Annotated in this window: 13 protein-coding genes; 11 read left to right on the top strand and 2 right to left on the bottom strand. The window is 66.8% G+C overall.

What is annotated here, in order from left to right:
* Nucleotides 1–143 precede the first annotated feature (143 nt).
* Nucleotides 144–2,780, top strand: coding sequence for a GH92 family glycosyl hydrolase (locus tag EPN51_RS01075; RefSeq protein WP_293035098.1), 2,637 nt, complete (start codon nt 144–146; stop codon nt 2,778–2,780).
* 10 nt (nt 2,781–2,790) lie between these two features.
* Here EPN51_RS01075 and EPN51_RS01070 read toward each other — a convergent pair whose 3' ends face one another.
* The gene (locus EPN51_RS01070) at nt 2,791–5,166 is read right to left on the bottom strand and encodes a lysylphosphatidylglycerol synthase transmembrane domain-containing protein (RefSeq protein ID WP_293035096.1); all 2,376 of its coding nucleotides are present in this window, start codon (nt 5,164–5,166) and stop codon (nt 2,791–2,793) included.
* Nucleotides 5,167–5,336: 170 nt separating this feature from the next.
* Between EPN51_RS01070 and EPN51_RS01065 the strand changes: the two genes are divergently transcribed.
* The 10 genes from EPN51_RS01065 to EPN51_RS01020 all read left to right on the top strand — a co-directional run bounded on the left by EPN51_RS01065 (nt 5,337) and on the right by EPN51_RS01020 (nt 16,810).
* Complete coding sequence (locus EPN51_RS01065; RefSeq protein ID WP_293035094.1) at nt 5,337–6,281, top strand: class I SAM-dependent methyltransferase; 945 nt, start codon at nt 5,337–5,339, stop codon at nt 6,279–6,281.
* Nucleotides 6,282–6,357: 76 nt separating this feature from the next.
* Nucleotides 6,358–7,080 carry a FadR/GntR family transcriptional regulator gene (locus EPN51_RS01060; RefSeq protein ID WP_293035092.1) on the top strand — a complete coding sequence of 241 codons (723 nt, stop codon included), beginning with the start codon at nt 6,358–6,360 and terminating at the stop codon, nt 7,078–7,080.
* Entirely contained in the window at nt 7,077–7,874 is a 798-nt protein-coding gene (locus EPN51_RS01055) for an ABC transporter permease (RefSeq protein WP_293035090.1), read from the top strand. Before EPN51_RS01060 ends, EPN51_RS01055 begins: the two co-directional genes overlap by 4 nt.
* A 1-nt stretch (nt 7,875) precedes the next feature.
* The gene (locus EPN51_RS01050) at nt 7,876–8,754 is read left to right on the top strand and encodes an ABC transporter permease (RefSeq protein ID WP_293035088.1); all 879 of its coding nucleotides are present in this window, start codon (nt 7,876–7,878) and stop codon (nt 8,752–8,754) included.
* A gap of 5 nt (nt 8,755–8,759) precedes the next feature.
* Nucleotides 8,760–9,983 (top strand): MCE family protein, encoded by a 1,224-nt coding sequence (locus tag EPN51_RS01045; protein ID WP_293035086.1) that lies wholly within the window; start codon nt 8,760–8,762, stop codon nt 9,981–9,983.
* Nucleotides 9,980–11,011 (top strand): virulence factor Mce family protein, encoded by a 1,032-nt coding sequence (locus tag EPN51_RS01040; RefSeq protein ID WP_293035084.1) that lies wholly within the window; start codon nt 9,980–9,982, stop codon nt 11,009–11,011. The genes EPN51_RS01045 and EPN51_RS01040 overlap by 4 nt, the downstream gene beginning before the upstream one ends.
* Entirely contained in the window at nt 11,008–12,513 is a 1,506-nt protein-coding gene (locus tag EPN51_RS01035) for an MCE family protein (protein WP_293035082.1), read from the top strand. Before EPN51_RS01040 ends, EPN51_RS01035 begins: the two co-directional genes overlap by 4 nt.
* Nucleotides 12,510–14,009, top strand: a complete 1,500-nt coding sequence (locus EPN51_RS01030; RefSeq protein WP_293035080.1) for a virulence factor Mce family protein — start codon at nt 12,510–12,512, stop codon at nt 14,007–14,009. The genes EPN51_RS01035 and EPN51_RS01030 overlap by 4 nt, the downstream gene beginning before the upstream one ends.
* A gap of 116 nt (nt 14,010–14,125) precedes the next feature.
* Nucleotides 14,126–15,256: a virulence factor Mce family protein gene (locus tag EPN51_RS01025; protein WP_293035419.1), complete on the top strand. Its 1,131-nt coding sequence runs from the start codon at nt 14,126–14,128 to the stop codon at nt 15,254–15,256.
* 3 nt (nt 15,257–15,259) lie between these two features.
* Nucleotides 15,260–16,810 (top strand): MlaD family protein, encoded by a 1,551-nt coding sequence (locus tag EPN51_RS01020; RefSeq protein WP_293035078.1) that lies wholly within the window; start codon nt 15,260–15,262, stop codon nt 16,808–16,810.
* A 375-nt stretch (nt 16,811–17,185) separates the two neighbouring features.
* Here the strand turns inward: EPN51_RS01020 and EPN51_RS01015 are convergent.
* Nucleotides 17,186–17,307, bottom strand: a 122-nt coding sequence (locus EPN51_RS01015; protein WP_293035417.1) for a hypothetical protein, incomplete at its 5' end; no start/stop codon positions are given.

Here is a 17,307-nt window from a genome sequence, read left to right as displayed (position 1 = left end):
AATCGAAATGGCCGGCTAGTTCGCCAGAATCTTTTGGAGTCGGTGCCGCGGTCCCGGACGCCCGCCGATCGTTTTCCAATTCCTGGGTGGAAACACCACCGCAATGCACCGCTCTGTGGTCGTTATCCAGTAAGAGATCAGGTATGCGGTCACGAAGGGCGCTGGTTGCGGTCATCGCGGCGTCGGCCGTCTTCCTGACCTTCATCGCCGCGGTCCCGCCGAAGGGGTATGACGGCCCGCCCGTGTTCGTGGCGAATCCGGTCGACCACGTTGCGACGCTCATCGGCACCGGTACGGGCGGTGAGACGGTGGGAGAGATCAACAACTTTCCCGGAGCCACCGTGCCGTTCGGGATGGTGCAGTACTCGCCGGATACCGTCGGTAACTACGCCGGCTATAACTACGACAACCCACGCGCGAGTGGGTTCAGCATGACCCACGCGTCGGTGGGATGTGCTGCGTTCGGCGACATCTCGATGCTGCCGACCACCGGCGGGATCGGCCCGAAACCCTGGAACGCTTGGGAAAAGATCGCCCACGACGACACCGAGCAGGGTGTGCCCGGCTATTACACGGTGCGGTTCCCCGGCACCGGGGTGAAGGCGGAGCTGACCGCCACCGCGCACACGGGCGTCGGGCGCTTCAGCTATCCGGACAACGGCCGCACCGCCCGGCTGCAGGTGCGCTCGGGTTCGTCGCTGGCGGGCAACTCCCGCGCGACCATCGAGATCGGGGAGGACGACACCACGATCACCGGCTGGGCCACCAGCGGTGGGTTCTGCGACAAGCCGAACGCCTACACGGTGTATTTCGCCATGAAGTTCAGCCGGCCCTTCACCGCGTACGGATCCTGGGATGGCCGCGCGGTCTACGCCGGGGCCCGCGCCGCGAATGCGCCGTACAGCGGTGGCTACGTGGAGTTTCCGGCCGGTTCGGTGCTCGAGGTGCGCACCGCGATCTCCTACGTCGGGATCGAGGGCGCGCGGGCGAACCTGGCGGCCGAGGGTGCGGCGAGCTTCGACGACGTTCGCGCCGCCGCATCGAGGGAATGGAACGCCGCCCTGTCCCGAATAACGGTTGCCGGCAGGGACGTCGACGACCTGACGACCTTCTACACCTCGCTGTATCGAACCCTCCTGCACCCCAACACCTTCAACGACGCCGACGGACGCTACGTCGGGTTTGACGGCTCCATCCACGCCGTGGCCGCGGGCCACACGCAGTACGCCAACTTCTCCGACTGGGACACCTACCGGTGCCTGGCGGCGCTGCAGGCGTTGCTGTTCCCGGAGCGGGCCAGCGACATGGCCCAGTCCCTGGTGAACGACGCCGACCAAAGCGGTTCGCTGCCGCGCTGGGCGTTCGCCAACGCCGCGACCGGCGAGATGACCGGGGACAGCGTGGTGCCCCTCATCGTCAACCTGAACACCTTCGGAGCCAAGGACTTCGACGTTCATGCCGCGTTGCGCTACATGGTGGACGGGGCCACCAAAGGCGGGGTGGGGCTGGCCGGATACGTGGAGCGGCCCGGCATCGCCACCTACCAGCGGCTCGGCTACGCCCCGTTCACCTTGGAGTTCGGCCGCAACGGCTGGATCGCCAACGCGTCGATCACGCTCGAGTGGTCGATCGACGACTTCACCATCTCCCGATTCGCCGACTCGCTCGGCGATGCCGCGACCGCCGCCGAGTTTCAAAACCGTTCGCAGTACTGGCAGAACCTGTTCAATCCGACCACCCGATACGTGGTGCCCCGCAGCTGGAGCGGATTCTTCCGCCCCGGCCCCGCGTTCGTCGTGTCCCCGCAGAACTTCGGTCAGGTCGGCTATGACGAGGGCAACGCCGACCAGTACGTGTGGTCGGTGCCGCACAATGTCGCGGGTTTGGTGACCGCTCTGGGCGGCCGTGCGGCCGTGGCCCACCGGCTCGACCGCTTCACCGAGAAGCTCAACGTCGGCCCCAACCACCCCTATCTGTGGGCCGGCAACGAGCCGAGCTTCGGTGTGCCGTGGTTGTACAACTACGTCGGTCAACCGTGGAAGACCCAGCGCACGGTCGACCGGGTGCGCGGGCTCTTCGCGCCGACGGCCGACGGGGAGCCGGGCAACGACGACCTGGGTGCGCTGGCCGCCTGGTACGTGTGGGCGGCGCTGGGCCTGTACCCGGCCACCCCGGGAACGCCGATCCTCACCGTGGGCGCACCGCTTTTCGACCGTGCCGAAATCGCGCTGCCGGCAAACAAGTCCATCCGGATCTCCGCCCCGGGCGCGTCGGGGCCGCACCACCTCAAATACATCAGCGGCCTGAAGATCGACGGCCAGGCCACCGAGCACACGTCGCTGCCCGAGTCGATCATCGATACCGGCGGCACGCTGACGTTCTCGCTCGCCGCCTACCCCGACAAGCGTTGGGGCACAGCCGAAGCGGACACGCCACCGTCGTTCGGGGCGGGCGCCTCGGCGCTGACCGTCAACGTTGCCCAACCCGTTGTCACGATCGCGCCCGGGCACGCGGGCACGGTCAGCCTCGACGCGCAACGCATGATCGGCGGCACCGACGGTTACACGGTCTCCGGCACGTCCTCCGGTGCCGGGATCACCGTCGAGCCCACGGCCGGCCGATTCGACGCCGGCGGAGCGGCCGGCGTCGACATCCCGATCACGGTGGCACAGTCGGTGCCCGAGGACTACTACCTCGTGTATTTGACCACCACGGCCGGCCAAAGTGTGCGCAGATCAACGGTTTTCGTGGTCACGCAGGCCGAATCCGGCAACACCTGAGGCGGGTCACTCAGATCATCTCGTGGGTGGTCAACCACCGCATCACCGGCCACCCCACGAATACCGGTAGCCAGCAGGTCAGCATCCGATACAGCAGCACCGACGGCACACCGACGGCGGCCGGCACGCCGAAGGCGGCCAGGCCACCGATCAGCGCCGCCTCGACGGCACCGACGCCGCCGGGAGTCGGGGCGGCCGACGCCAGCGTCCCACCGACCATGGTGACCACGGTGACGGCGACGAATGTCGTGCCGCCGCCGAAAGCCTCGATGCTGGCCCACAGCGCCAGCGCCGCGCCCAGGGTGGTGCCCGCACAGCCCATCAGGATCAGGGCCAGCCGGCGCGGCTCGAGGGCGAGCCTCACCAGGTCGCTGACGACCTCGTTCAGCTTCGGGCGCACCTCGGTGGACAGCCACCTGCGCAGCGTGGGCACGAACAAGAATGTGCCGATGATGCCCAGTGCCACACCCGCGATCAGATACAGCAATGTCGCGCTCGGCACGAAATGCGAGAGATTCATCGAGGCGCCGGCGACGGCGCTGAACAAGACCAGCAGCGCGAGATGCGCGATCACCTGTACCGACTGCTGCAGCGCCACCGCCGCGGTCGCGCGCATCGCCGACAAGCCGCTCTTCTGCAGGAACCGGGTGGACAGCGCCAGCCCACCGACGCCGGCGGGGGTGGTGGTCGCGGCAAAAGTGTTGGCCACCTGCGCGATTGACAGCGTCCAGAAGCTCACCATGCCGTCGGCGCAGGCCCACAACGCGGCGGCCGCGCCGACGTAGGTCAGCGCCGACACCAGCAAGCCCAGCAGCGCCCACGACCAGTTCGCCGTCTTCAGTTCGGAGAAGAACGTCGGCGCCGTGCTGATGAAGGGATATGCGACATAGACCAGCGCACCGAAGAGCACCAGCTGAATCAACTGGCTGCGGGTGAAGCGGGTGATGGTCTGAGGCTTGATCTGATCGGCGCCGGTTTGGCGCTTCACCTCCGCGCGCGTACCGGAGATGACGGCGCCGGAGTCCGGCACCGACCGCCGAATGAACCTCGGCACAGCGACTTTGGTGAGCCGACGGGAGGCGGACAAAATGGTGTCCGGCCCGAACACGTCGATCGCGGCCCGCACCGCCGACTTCGGGTCATACAGCGCCGCGGTGGTCACCAGCAGCTGCGCGATATCCGACTGAAGCTGGGCGTCGGTCGCGCCGTATTCCGCGCTGCCGAAGCTGCCGAATAACACCGCACCGTCGTCGACCGTGATGTGCTGCCTGCGTAAGTCGCCGTGGGCGATCTGACGGTCGTTGAGGATTCGCAGCGATTCCCACAGTCGGTGAACGGGTGTCGTCGCCGCACAGTGGTCGATGGGTGTGCCGCGAGCAGGCTTGTGCGAGTGCAGCATCCATCCCCGATCCAGCGGGGCGAGGGCGACCGTTGCGGTGTTGGCCAGCCCGGCGTCACCGATGGCGATCGCCATCAACGCGCGATGCTCCACCGCGCGGCGCATGGACGTCACCAGGGGAGCGGTCTCGGCGTCGCGCAGCTTCAGCTTCCCCCAGAGCTGGCGCAGCGCGCCGCCGCTGCGTTGATGCGGGCCGTACAACTCGATCAGCGCCCGCTGTCCGGAATCCTCACCGTCGGCCGAAAGAATGAGCGGGCCGCGCCCGGCCGGCCGAACCACGGTGAGCCGCGACACCACAACGCCGGCTTTGGCCATGGCGCGCACCGCGGCGTCCAGCGGCACCTCGAGCGCGGGAGTGCCGACGACCAGCACCACCAGCGCCCCGACCAGCCAACCGACCGCCAGACCCACCAGCGATCGCGCCGGAACGACCGCACTGATCACGAGGTGGATGGGCACGAAGGCCAGCAGCAGCGCCCACCACCAGTGCCGCCAGCGCGCCGGCAGCCAGGGCCCCGACACCGTCAGCACCGCCGCCAGCATCCCGATCCACCGTGGGTCGTCGAGTAGCTGCGCCGGCAGCGTGCTCAGCCGGTCGAGGACGTCGAAGTGCCATCGGGGCGCCGCCAGGCCGGTGCCGCTGATCGACAACAGAACGATGGCGCCCAACCCCGCGGCCGCGTACGCGCCCAGCAGTTTCCACTGCCCGGCGACGATCAATCCGATGAGGATCATGAATGGCAGCGCGACGATCGCCAACCCGTACACCAGGTACACCACATCGGACTGGGTGGGCGACAAGACGCCGACGATCTGCGAGACGGACTTTTCCAGCGCGATCCACTGCGGGCGGGTGATCACCGAACCCGTGATCACCAGCGCCAGGAAGAGTGCGGCCAGGACCAGCCGCAGGATGTCGTTGGTCCGCCGGGTCAGCGGTTGCAGCAGGCTGCCGGAAACGGTGATGTCGCGCCCGTCAACTCGCATGTATCAACGATCCTTCGGATCCGCCCGGTATCGCTGACACCGCGCTCTCGCCCTGCTGATGGGCTCGCCGACAAGTTAACTTGAATACCCGGTTCGTTGACAGTTCCCACCCATCCGGCCCGCGTAGGGTCGGGTAGGTAGCCGTGCTAGCGAAGTGGAAGGACGTGCGCGTGGCCAGGACCGAGAACGACAGCTGGGAGATCACCGAAAGTGTGGGTGCGACCGCGCTGGGTGTGGCCTCGGCCCGCGCCGCCGAGACGCGCGGCGAAAACCCGTTGATCAGCGATCCCTTCGCCCAGGTTTTCCTCGACGCCGCCGGCGACGGCGTGTGGAACTGGCACACCGCGGGCCAGCTGCCCGACGAGGTCGTCGAGGCCGAACCGACCTTGCCGCTACAGATGCAGTCGATGGTCGGCTACATGGCCTCGCGCACGGCGTTTTTCGACACGTTCTTCCTCGAGGCCACCGGCGCGGGCATTCGCCAGGCTGTGATCCTGGCCGCGGGTTTGGATGCGCGGTCGTGGCGGTTGTCCTGGCCGGCGGGGACGACGGTCTACGAGCTCGACCAGCCCCGGGTGCTGGACTTCAAGGCGTCGACACTGGCCGAGCACGGGGCACAGCCCGCCTGTCACCGCGTCCCGGTTGCGGTGGACCTGCGCCAGGATTGGCCGGAAGCGTTGCGGCAGGCGGGTTTTGATGCCTCCGCGCCGAGCGTGTGGTCGGCTGAGGGGTTGATGCCCTATCTGCCGGCCGCGGCCCAGGAGTTGCTGTTCGACCGCATCCAGGAGCTCACCGCCGCCGGCAGTCGGGTCGCCGTGGAGGCGCTTGGGCCCAAGTTCCTCGACCCCGAGTTTCGCGCCAAGCGCCGGGAGCGGACGGACCGGATCCGGGTGCTGATGGCCAACACGGATCCGGATCGCGAGGTTCCGCGGACCGACGAGCTCTGGTATTTCGAGGAACGCGAGGACGTCGGCGAGTGGTTCGGCCGGCACGGCTGGGACGTGACGGTGACACCGTCCGACGAATTGATGGCCGGTTATGGGCGCGCTGCGCCGATCGAGGTTCGGGACTACGTGCCGGGGAATTTGTTTGTGGCGGCGCAGCGGACGGGATAGTAGCCGCTCCGGAAAGATCTGCGACACGCCGGTGGTCTGACCACCTGACTGGCCGTCGGCCAGCCACACTGGCCGCATGGCGCTGCAGCCCGTAATCCGCCGATCGGTGCCCGAAGCGGTTTTCGACCAAATCGCGACCGATGTACTCAGCGGCGAGATGCAGCCGGGTGCGGCGTTGCCCAGCGAGCGCCGGCTGGCAGCGGTTTTCGGGGTATCCCGGCCCGCTGTCCGCGAGGCGCTCAAGCGGCTCTCGGCGGCCAGCCTGGTCGAGGTGCGCCAGGGCGGCGTCACCACCGTGCGCGATTTCCGGCGGCACGCCGGCCTTGATCTGCTGCCCCAGTTGTTATTTCGCAACGGCGAATTGGACGCGAGCGTTTTCCGCAGCATCCTCGAGGCCCGTCTGCGTATCGGTCCGAAGGTCGCGGAACTAGCAGCCGAACAACACGACCCCGAGCTGGCTGCATTGCTTGAAGATTCGCTGCGCGGCCTCGAGGACTCCGAAGACCCGGTCGAATGGCAGCGCGTCACCCTCGGGTTCTGGGATCACCTGGTGGACAGCTCCGGGTCGATCGTATTCCGGTTGATGTACAACCCTTTTCGTGCCGCGTATGAGCGGGCTCTGGCTGTCCTGGCCGCCGCGATGAATGCCGAGGTCAACCGGACGGACACGTACCGGGAACTGGCCGAGGCCATCTGCGCCGGCGATGCGGCCGAAGCGAGGAAAGCCGCCCACAACGTACTCGAACTCGCCAACTCCACGATGCTGGCCGCGCTCGATCGTTGGGCGCAACGGTGGTGAGCACCCACACCGTGATCACCACCTATCTTCGTGGCCAGATCCAGCCCGGGGTCGACGCGATCGGCGGCTTTTTCCGGACCTGCGTGCTGACCGGTAAAGCGCTGTTTCGGCGGCCCTTCCAATGGCGGGAGACGATCGAGCAGGGCTGGTTCATCACCAGCGTCTCGTTGCTGCCGACCCTCGCGGTCGCGATCCCGCTGACCGTGCTGATCATCTTCACGCTCAACATCCTGCTGGCGGAGTTCGGCGCCGCCGACATCTCGGGCGCCGGCGCGGCATTGGGCGCGGTCACGCAACTGGGCCCGCTGACCACCGTGCTGGTGATCGCCGGCGCCGGATCCACGGCGATCTGCGCCGACCTGGGCGCGCGCACCATCCGCGAGGAGATCGACGCGATGGAGGTGCTCGGCATCGACCCGATCCACCGCCTGGTGGTACCCCGCGTCGTCGCCGCGACCATCGTCGCCACCCTGCTCAACGGTGCGGTGATAACCATCGGCCTGGTCGGCGGATTCGTGTTCGGTGTTTTCATCCAACACATCTCGGCCGGCGCCTACGTCGGCACCCTCACCTTGATCACCGGTTTACCGGAGGTGATCATTTCGGTCGTCAAGTCGGCCACCTTCGGAACGATCGCCGGCCTCGTCGGCTGCTATCGCGGGCTGACCACGAAGGGCGGCCCCAAGGGCGTCGGCACCGCCGTCAACGAGACGCTGGTGTTGTGCGTGATCGCGCTGTTCGCGGTCAACGTGGTACTGACGACGATCGGCGTGCGATTCGGGACGGGGCGCTGACATGACGGCGATATCGGCGCCCGGTGCGCTGCGTGCCCGCTACCCGCGGACGGCAGCCAACCTGAACCGGTATGGCGGCGGTACCGCCCGAAGGCTCTGGCAGATCGGTATTTTCGCGCGGTTCGCCCGGATCAGCGTCGGGCAGATCGGGTGGGCGTTACGCCGCTACCGGCGCGAGACGTTGCGGCTCGTCGCCGAGATCGGCATGGGCACAGGCGCGATGGCCGTCGTCGGCGGCACGGTCGCGATCATCGGATTCGTGACGCTGTCCGGAGGTTCGCTGATCGCCATCCAGGGCTTCGCGTCGCTGGGCAACATCGGCGTCGAGGCCTTCACCGGATTCTTTGCCGCACTGGCCAACACACGCATCGCCGCGCCCATCGTCGCCGGCGTCACGCTGGCCGCCACCGTCGGGGCAGGCGCCACCGCACAGTTGGGCGCCATGCGGATCAGCGAGGAGATCGACGCACTGGAAGTCATGGGCATCAAATCGATTTCGTTTCTGGTCTCCACGCGGATCCTGGGCGGGCTGGCGGTGATCATGCCGTTGTACGCCCTGGCGCTGGACATGGCGTTCACCTCGGGTCAGGTCGTGACGACCGTGTTCTATGGACAATCGAACGGCACCTACGAGCACTACTTCCGCACCTTTCTGCGGCCCGAGGACGTGGGCTGGTCGGTGCTGGAGGTCGTCATCATCGCGGTGGTGGTGATGATCACCCATTGCTACTACGGCTACACCGCCAGCGGCGGACCGGTCGGTGTCGGCCAGGCAGTCGGTCGATCGATGCGGTTCTCGTTGGTCTCGGTGGTGGTGGTGGTCCTGCTGGCCCAGTTGGCGCTCTACGGCGTCGACCCGAATTTCAATCTCACGGTGTAGCCGCCGTGACGACGCCGGTGACGCGGAAGACCCGACGCGCGTGGGTGTACGTCGAGGGTGTGCTGTTGCTGTTGGTCTGCGGGCTGGTGTTGATGCTGGTGTATCTGCAGTTTCGGGGGGATTTCACGCCCAAGACCGAGCTCACGATGGTCGCCACGCGGGCGGGCCTGGTGATGGAGCCGGGATCCAAAGTCACCTACAACGGGGTGGAGATCGGCCGGGTGGGCGGCATCGCGGAGATCGAGCGTGACGGAGCGCCGGCAGCCGAGCTGATGTTGGATGTGGACCCGCGCTACATCAAGCTGATTCCGGCCAATGTGGTGGCCAACATCGAGGCGGCCACCCTGTTCGGCAACAAGTACGTGTCACTGACATCACCGATCGCGCCGGAAAGGCCTTCGCGGCGGCGTATTTCGCCCCATGACGTGATCGATGCGCGGTCGGTGACCACCGAATTCAACACGTTGTTCGAGACGGTCAACTCGATAGCCGAGAAAGTGGATCCGATCGAACTCAACGCCACGCTGTCCGCGCTGGCACAGGCGCTGGACGGGCTGGGAGGCAAGTTCGGTGAGTCGATCGTCAACGGGAACGAGATTCTGGCGCAGGTGAATCCACGGCTGCCGCAGATCCGGTATGACGTGCGGCGGTTGGCGGACCTGGCCGATGTCTACACCAAGGCCGCACCCGACCTGTGGGGTTTTCTGCGCAACGCGGTGACCACCGCGCGCACGCTGACCCGCCAACAGAGCGACCTGGACGCCGCGCTGTTGGCGGCGGTGGGCGTGGGTCAGCGCGGCGAGGACATTTTCGCTCGGGGCGGGCCGTACCTGGTGCGCGGGGCCGCCGATCTGGTCCCCACCGCTGATCTGCTCGACATCTACAGCCCCGAACTGTTCTGCATGATCCGCAACTTCCACGACGCCGCACCGGAAGTGGCGAAAGCGGCGGGCGGCAACGGCTATTCGCTGTCGGCCGCCGGGTCGATCATCGGTGCGCCCAACCCGTATGTCTATCCGGACAATTTGCCACGCGTGAACGCGCACGGCGGCCCCGGTGGACGGCCGGGCTGCTGGCAGAAGATCACGCGGGAGCTGTGGCCCGCCCCATATCTGGTGATGGACACCGGCGCCAGCCTTGCGCCCTACAACCACCTCGAGATAGGCCAGCCGCTGGCCACCGAGTACGTCTGGGGACGCCAATACGGGGAGAACACGATCAACCCATGAAAGTCACTGGCACAGCGGTCAAACTCGGCATCTTCTGGTCTGTGTTGGCGATGTTCACCGTGATGATCGTCATCGTGTTCGGCCAGGTGCGATTCGACCGCACCACCGGGTACTCCGCGGTGTTCACCGACGCGAGTGGGCTGCGGGCGGGGCAATTCGTGCGGGCGTCGGGTGTGGAGATCGGCAAGGTCTCCAAGGTGACCTTGACCGACGGGGACACGCGGGTGTTGGTGGAGTTCAACATCGATCGCTCACTGCCACTGGATCAGGCGACGACCGCGTCGATCCGCTACCTCAACCTGATCGGCGACCGCTACCTGGAACTCAAACGCGGCGAGAGCGGCCGGCGGCTGGCCCCCGGCGGCCGCATCGCGCTCGAGCACACCCGGCCGGCGTTGGATCTCGATGCACTGATCGGCGGGTTCCGGCCGCTGTTCAAGGCATTGGACCCCAACAAGGTCAACAACATCGCCCAGTCGATCATCACCGTGTTCCAGGGACAGGGCGCCACCATCAACGACATCCTCGACCAGACCGCGGCGCTGACCGGGGCGCTGGCCGATCGCGACAAGGCGATCGGCGAGGTCATCAACAACCTGAATACCGTGCTGGCCACGACCGTCAAGCACGAGAAGGAGTTCGATCGAACGGTCGACAAGTTGGAACTGCTGATCACCGGATTGAAGAACAGGGCCGATCCGCTGGCCGCGGCCACCGCACACATCAGCGACGCGGCGGGAACCCTGGCCGGTCTGCTGAGCGACGACCGGCCATCACTCCACGGCACCCTCGGACACCTCGAGGGCATCCAGCAGTCGCTCATCAACGACCTGCCCACGCTTGATGACGTGCTGGCCAAACTGCCGGACGCGTTCCGCGTCATCGGCCGCGCCGGCGGCATCTACGGCGACTTCTACAACTTCTACCTGTGTGACATCTCGATCAAAGTCAACGGATTACAGCCTGGCGGCCCGGTACGCACCGTCAAGCTTTTCGGGCAGCCGACCGGGAGGTGCACGCCGCAATGAGGACGCTGACGGAGTTCAACCGCACCCGCGTCGGTCTGATGGGCACTCTGGTCACGCTGCTCGCCGTCGGTGTGGGGCAGAGCTTCACCAGCGTTCCGATGCTGTTCGCCACGCCGACCTACTACGCGCAGTTCGCCGACACCGGCGGCATCAGCGCCGGCGACAAGGTGGAAATCGCCGGGGTGAACGTCGGTTTGGTGCGTTCGCTCGTGATCCGCGGCGACCGCGTCCTGGTGGGCTTTTCGATGCCGGGCAAGACCATCGGGACGCAAAGCCGCGCCGCGATTCGCACCGATACCTTCCTCGGCCGCAAGAACATGGCGATCCAGCCCCGGGGTTCGGATCCGCTGCGGCCCAACGGAATCATCCCGTCGGGGCAGACCACCACGCCGTACCAAATCTACGACGCGTTCGTCGATGTCACCAAGGCGGCGACGGACTGGAACATCGACGTCGTCAAACGGTCGCTGAACGTCTTGTCGGAGACGTTCGATCAGACCGCGCCGCATCTGAAGGCCGCCCTCGACGGTGTGGCCAAATTCTCCGGCACCATTGGTAATCGCGACGACCAGATCAAACAGCTGCTGGCCAACGCCGACAAGGTCACTCGCGTACTCGGCGACCGTAGCCAACAGGTCGACGGGTTGCTGGTCAACGCCAACACCCTGCTGGCCGCGTTCCGGCACCGCAGCCAGGCGCTGAGCATACTGCTGAGCAACGTGTCGGCGGTGTCGACGCAGGTGTCCGGCTTCATCAAGGAAAACCCCCACGCCCACCAGGTGCTGCGGCAGTTGGGCACGGTCAGCGACGAGCTGGTCAAGCGCAAGAAGGAACTGTCCGACGTGCTCGTACTGGTCAGCAGGTACACCGCGTCCCTGACCGAGGCCGTGGCTTCCGGACCGTTTTTCAAGGCGATCGTGGCGAATCTGGTGCCCTACCAAGTCCTTCAGCCGTGGGTCGACGCGGCGTTCAAGAAGCGGGGCATCGACCCGGAGAACTTCTGGCGCAGCGCCGGGCTGCCCGCGTTCCGCTGGCCCGACCCCAACGGCACGCGGTTGCCCAACGGTGCCCCATCGCCGGCGCCGCCGGTGGCCGAGGGCACTCCGGATCATCCGCGCCCGGCCGTGGCGCCGGGATCGCCGTGTTCGTACACACCGGCTGCCGATGGCCCGCCGCGGCCCGAAAACCCTTTGCCCTGCGCCCTTTCCGGCCAAGGCCCGTTTGGCTCGGTCCCCGACGGTTTTCCGGCTCCGCTGGACGTTGGGGCGTCGCAGCAAAATCCCGACGGGCCGCCGCTCACACCCGGCATTCCGAGCGCGGGTCGGCCGGGTGAGGCGCCGCCGGACGTTCCGGGCACTCCGGTGCCGCTCCCGGCGCACGCCCCGCCGGGGGCGCGTACCGAGAACCTGGGCCCGACGGGGCCACCGGCGCGGCCGGGGCCGGGCCCGCGGCCGCCGGCACCGTCCGTCACGTCCGACGGGGCAGGGGGTAGCGGCCGATGAGCACCATCTTCGATATCCGCAGCCTCAGATTGCCCAAAGTGTCTGCCAGGGTGGTGGTTGTCGCAGGGCTGGTGGTGGTCCTCGTCTGCATCGCGGCGGCCGCGGGGGTGCAGCTCTACCGGAGGCTGACCAGCACCACCGTTGTCGCATATTTTTCCGAGACCCTTGCGCTCTACCCCGGCGACAGAGTTCAGATTATGGGCGTGCGGGTCGGTTCGATCGACAAGATCGAGCCGGCCGGCGACAAGATGCGAGTCACGTTGCACTACAACAACGAGTACCAGGTGCCCGCCAGGGCCACCGCATCGATTCTCAACCCGAGCCTGGTGGCCTCGCGCACCATCCAGTTGTCACCGCCTTACACCGGCGGCCCGGTGCTCAGCGACGGCGACGTCATCCCGATCGAACGCACCCAGGTGCCCGTGGAGTGGGATCAGTTGCGGGACTCCATCAACGGGATCTTGCGCCAGCTCGGCCCGACACCCCAACAGCCGGCGGGCCCGTTCGGCGACGTCATCGAATCTGCTGCGGACAACCTGGCTGGCAAGGGCAAGCAGGTCAACGAAACCCTGAACAGCTTGTCGCAGGCGTTGACCGCGCTCAACGAGGGCCGAGGGGATTTCGTCGCCATCACCCGAAGCCTGGCCCAGTTCGTCACCGCGCTGTACCAGAACAGTCAACAGTTCGTCGCGCTCAACGACAACCTGGCCCAATTCACCGACTGGTTCACCAGATCCGACCACGACGTGAGCGACACCATCACCCACATCGATGACGTGCTAGATGTGGCTCGAAAATTCTTGAACGACAACGGATCCACGCTGACGCACGATGTCGACAACCTCGATGACGTGACCACCACGATCCTGCAACCCGAGCCGCGGGACGGCCTGGAAACCGCATTGCACGTGCTGCCCACCTTTGCGGGTAACTTCAACAACCTCTACCAACCCGCACACAGCTCGCTGGTGGGCCTGTTCGCATTCCCCAACTTCGCCAACCCCCTTCATTTCATCTGCAGCGCCATTCAGGCCGGCAGCCGGTTGGGCTATCAGGACTCGGCCGAGCTGTGCGCACAGTATCTGTCGCCGGTTCTGGACGCCATCAAATTCAATTACCCACCGGGCAGCCTGAACTTGTTCAACTCGGCGGCCACTCTGCCCAAGGAAGTCGCGTACTCCGAGGAGCGACTGCGGCCGCCGCCGGGATACAAGGACACCACCGTCCCGGGAATCTTCGCGCGCGACACCCCACTTTCGCATGGCAACCACGAGCCGGGCTGGGTGGTCGCGCCCGGGATGCAGGGCACGCAGGTTCAGCCGTCTACCGCCGAGATGCTCACTCCCGAATCGCTGACCGAGCTCATGGGTGGTCAGGACATCGCTTCCCCGCCCCCCGGGGTCAATTCGCCCGGACCGCCGAACGCCTACGACGAGTCGAATCCGGTTCCCCCGCAGCGGTTTCCGCGACTCACACAGCCGGGACCGGGTCAGTGAGGCGCGGCGTGAGCGCAGTGGGCGCGAACGGCAAGCCGAACCGATGCGCACTGAGGCGCGGCGTGAGCGCGGTGGGCGCGAACGGCAAGCCGAACCGATGGGCACTGAGGCGCGGCGTGAGCGCGGTGGGCCGCGGCCTGATGTTCCTCCTGGCCGTGGCGATGTTGACGTCCTGCCAGTGGCGGGGTATCGCCGACATGCCGCTGCCGGTCGGCCGCGGCACGGGTGCCGACCACATGACGATCTACGTGCAGGTGCCGGATACGTTGGCGCTGAACACCAATAGCCGGGTAAGGGTCGCCGACGTATGGGTCGGCACGGTGCGCGCCATCACCCTGAAGAACTGGATGGCCACGCTGAGGCTGGATCTCGATCCGGGTGTGAAGCTACCGGCAAACGCGACCGCCAAGATCGGTCAGACCAGTCTGCTGGGCACCCAGCATGTCGAGCTGGCCGCACCGAAGAGACCGTCCGCGCGGCAATTGAAGAGCGGCGACACGATCCCCCTGAATAATGCCTCGGCATACCCCACCGTCGAACGGACGCTGGCGAGCGTCGCGGTGATCCTCAATGGCGGCGGCATCGCGAATCTCGACGCGATCCAGACCGAGGTCCTCAACATCCTCGATGGCCACGCCGATCAGATTCGCGGATTCCTCGCAAGGTTAGACACTTTCATCACCGAACTGAACCGCCAGCGCGACGACCTCACCCGCGCAATTGATTCGACCAACGAACTCCTGGCCATCTTCGCGGACCGCAAAGACACACTGGACCGGGTCCTGACCGACATCCCGCCGCTGATCCAGCATTTCGCCGATACCCGCGATCTGTTCGCCGACGCCACCGAATCCCTGGGCCGATTCAGCAGCGCCGCCAACCGGGCGTTGACCGGGGCCCGGCCCAACCTCGACCGGAACCTGCGGTCGCTACAGCGACCGCTGCGCCAACTCGTCCTGGCCTCCCCGTTCGTGGCCGGCGCGCTGAAGTTGGGTCTCACAGCGCCGTTCAATATCGACGACGTTACGCAGGTGATCCGCGGGGACTACGTCAACGTGTCCGCGGCGCTCGACCTGACGCTGTCGACCATCGATAACACGATGCTGACCGGAACCGGATTGTCCGGGGCGCTGCGGGCGCTCGAGCAGTCGTGGGGACGCGATCCGGACACCATGATCCCGGACGTGCGCTACACGCCGAACCCCAACGACGCCCCGGGAGGGCCGCTGGTGGAGAGGGGTGAATGAAAGATGCTGCCCCGCTTGATCAAAACGCAGTTGGTGCTGTTGACGGGCGTGGCGGTGGCCGCGGTCGTCGTCCTTGGCTGGTACTACCTGCGGATACCGAGCCTGGTCGGCGTCGGCCGCTACACCCTCTATGCCGAATTGCCGCAGTCCGGGGGCCTGTACCGCACGGCCAACGTCGCCTATCGGGGCATCACCATCGGCAAGGTCACCGGCGTCGAACCGACCGAGCGCGGCGCGCGCGCAACGATGAGCATCGAGACCGGCTACCAGATACCGGCCGACGCGTCGGCCAACGTGCACTCGGTCTCGGCGGTCGGCGAGCAGTACATCGACCTGGTATCGACCGCCAAGCGCGGCCCGTACCTGCGGAACGGGCAGACGATCCACAAGAGCACGGTTCCCAGCCAGATCGGCCCCGCCCTCGACGCCGCCAACCGCGGACTGGCGGTGCTCCCCAAGGACAAGGTGGCGTCGCTGCTGTACGAGTCGTCGCAGGCGCTCGGCGGGCTGGGGCCGTCGCTGCGGCGCCTGGTGGATGCCACCCAGGCGATCGCCCACGACGTGCGGGGCAGCATCGACGACGTCGACGACATCATCGGGCGGTCGGCACCGATCATCGACAGCCAGGCCGATTCCGCTGACACGATCAGGCGTTGGGCCACCAACCTGAACACAGTGGCGGCGCAGAGCGCGCAGAACGATCAGGCGGTGCGAAGCATTCTGGCCAACGCGCCGCCGACGGCCGCACAGGTCAACACCACGTTCGGCGACGTGCGGGACTCGCTGCCGCAGGTGCTGGCCAATCTCGAGGTCGTCATCGACATGCTCAAGCGCTACCACAACGGCGTCGAGCAGGCGCTGGTGTTCTTGCCGCAGTCGGGTGCGATCGCGCAGTCGGTGACCGCACAATCTCCCGGCCAGGCCGCCCTCGGCGTCGGCGCCATCTCGCTCAATCAACCACCGCCGTGCCTGACCGGCTTCCTGCCGGCCTCGCAGTGGCGGGCTCCGGCCGATACCACCACCGCTCCGCTGCCGGCCGGCACCTATTGCAAGATCCCCATGGAAGCCACGAATGTGGTTCGCGGAGCGCGCAATTACCCGTGTGTGGACGTTCCCGGCAAGCGGGCGGCGACCCCGCGCGAGTGCCGCGGCACCGAACCCTATGTGCCGCTGGGCACCAACCCCTGGTACGGCGACCCCGATCAGATACTCACCTGCCCCGCCCCGAGCGCGCGTTGTGACCAACCCGTGAAACCCGGTCAGGTGATCCCGGCGCCGTCGGTCGACAACGGCCTCAACCCGCTGCCCGCCGATCAGCTGCCGGGCACACCGCCGCCGAAAAACGATCCGTTGCAGCGGCCGGGATCGGGCAGCGTCGAATGCAATGGGCAGCAGCCGAACCCGTGCGTCTACACCCCGAGCGTGCTTCCCACGGCGCTGTACGACGTGCGCAGCGGCAAGGTCGTGGGTCCCGACGGTGTGGTCTATTCCGTTGCGAATTCGGCCAATATCGGAGACGAGGGCTGGAAGCAGATGCTCGGAACAGCGGGCTGACGGGGACGGACGACTGTCGGCGTGACGCTCGGCGAATTAGTGACATCAAATCCCTTGTGCCACTGCAGTTCAATGGCTGCAGGGGCGGGCGGTTTCTTTGGCGGTGGTGCCTCCTGACCTTGAGGCGGCCTCAATGGCGTCCGACAACCCTGTCAACAACGGCCTCGCCCGCAACAATTGGTGAACACCGTCACTGTGGGCGTTGATGAGGGCCTGCGGAGGTGCCGGGCTACCAGGTCGGCGGCGGTGCGGGTTGGGCTGTCGACCCCGATGCCCAGGACGGGGTAGTCAGTGGGTGGTGTGAACGAATCCCGTGGTGCCCCAACGTGTTGCATCTTCAAGGCACAGCACACTTTCGACGCGGCCCTGCCCGAGCTAGTTGTTTGTTGGTGGTGGTTGGGGTTGGAAGGGTGTGTACCACCACCAGTGGGCGCGCTCACCGGTGGGGCCCGGACATGGGGCCACCGCGGGTGGGGGCCTGGTGGGTGGGCGCGCCA

This window comes from Mycobacterium sp. (assembly GCF_004298145.1).
GTDB lineage: Bacteria > Actinomycetota > Actinomycetes > Mycobacteriales > Mycobacteriaceae > Mycobacterium.
Note: the sequence above shows the minus strand (reverse complement) of the source record. Positions and strands in the feature narration are given on the sequence as shown.

Bases quoted from the DNA above. Each gene is read 5' to 3' on its own strand.
- EPN51_RS01075 (WP_293035098.1), top strand. From the start codon at position 144: ATGCGGTCACGAAGGGCGCTGGTTGCGGTCATCGCGGCGTCGGCCGTC.
- EPN51_RS01060 (WP_293035092.1), top strand. From the start codon at position 6,358: ATGGCGCTGCAGCCCGTAATCCGCCGATCGGTGCCCGAAGCGGTTTTC.
- EPN51_RS01020 (WP_293035078.1), top strand. From the start codon at position 15,260: ATGCTGCCCCGCTTGATCAAAACGCAGTTGGTGCTGTTGACGGGCGTG.
- EPN51_RS01070 (WP_293035096.1), bottom strand. From the start codon at position 5,166: ATGCGAGTTGACGGGCGCGACATCACCGTTTCCGGCAGCCTGCTGCAA.
- EPN51_RS01050 (WP_293035088.1), top strand. From the start codon at position 7,876: ATGACGGCGATATCGGCGCCCGGTGCGCTGCGTGCCCGCTACCCGCGG.
- EPN51_RS01040 (WP_293035084.1), top strand. From the start codon at position 9,980: ATGAAAGTCACTGGCACAGCGGTCAAACTCGGCATCTTCTGGTCTGTG.
- EPN51_RS01030 (WP_293035080.1), top strand. From the start codon at position 12,510: ATGAGCACCATCTTCGATATCCGCAGCCTCAGATTGCCCAAAGTGTCT.
- EPN51_RS01035 (WP_293035082.1), top strand. From the start codon at position 11,008: ATGAGGACGCTGACGGAGTTCAACCGCACCCGCGTCGGTCTGATGGGC.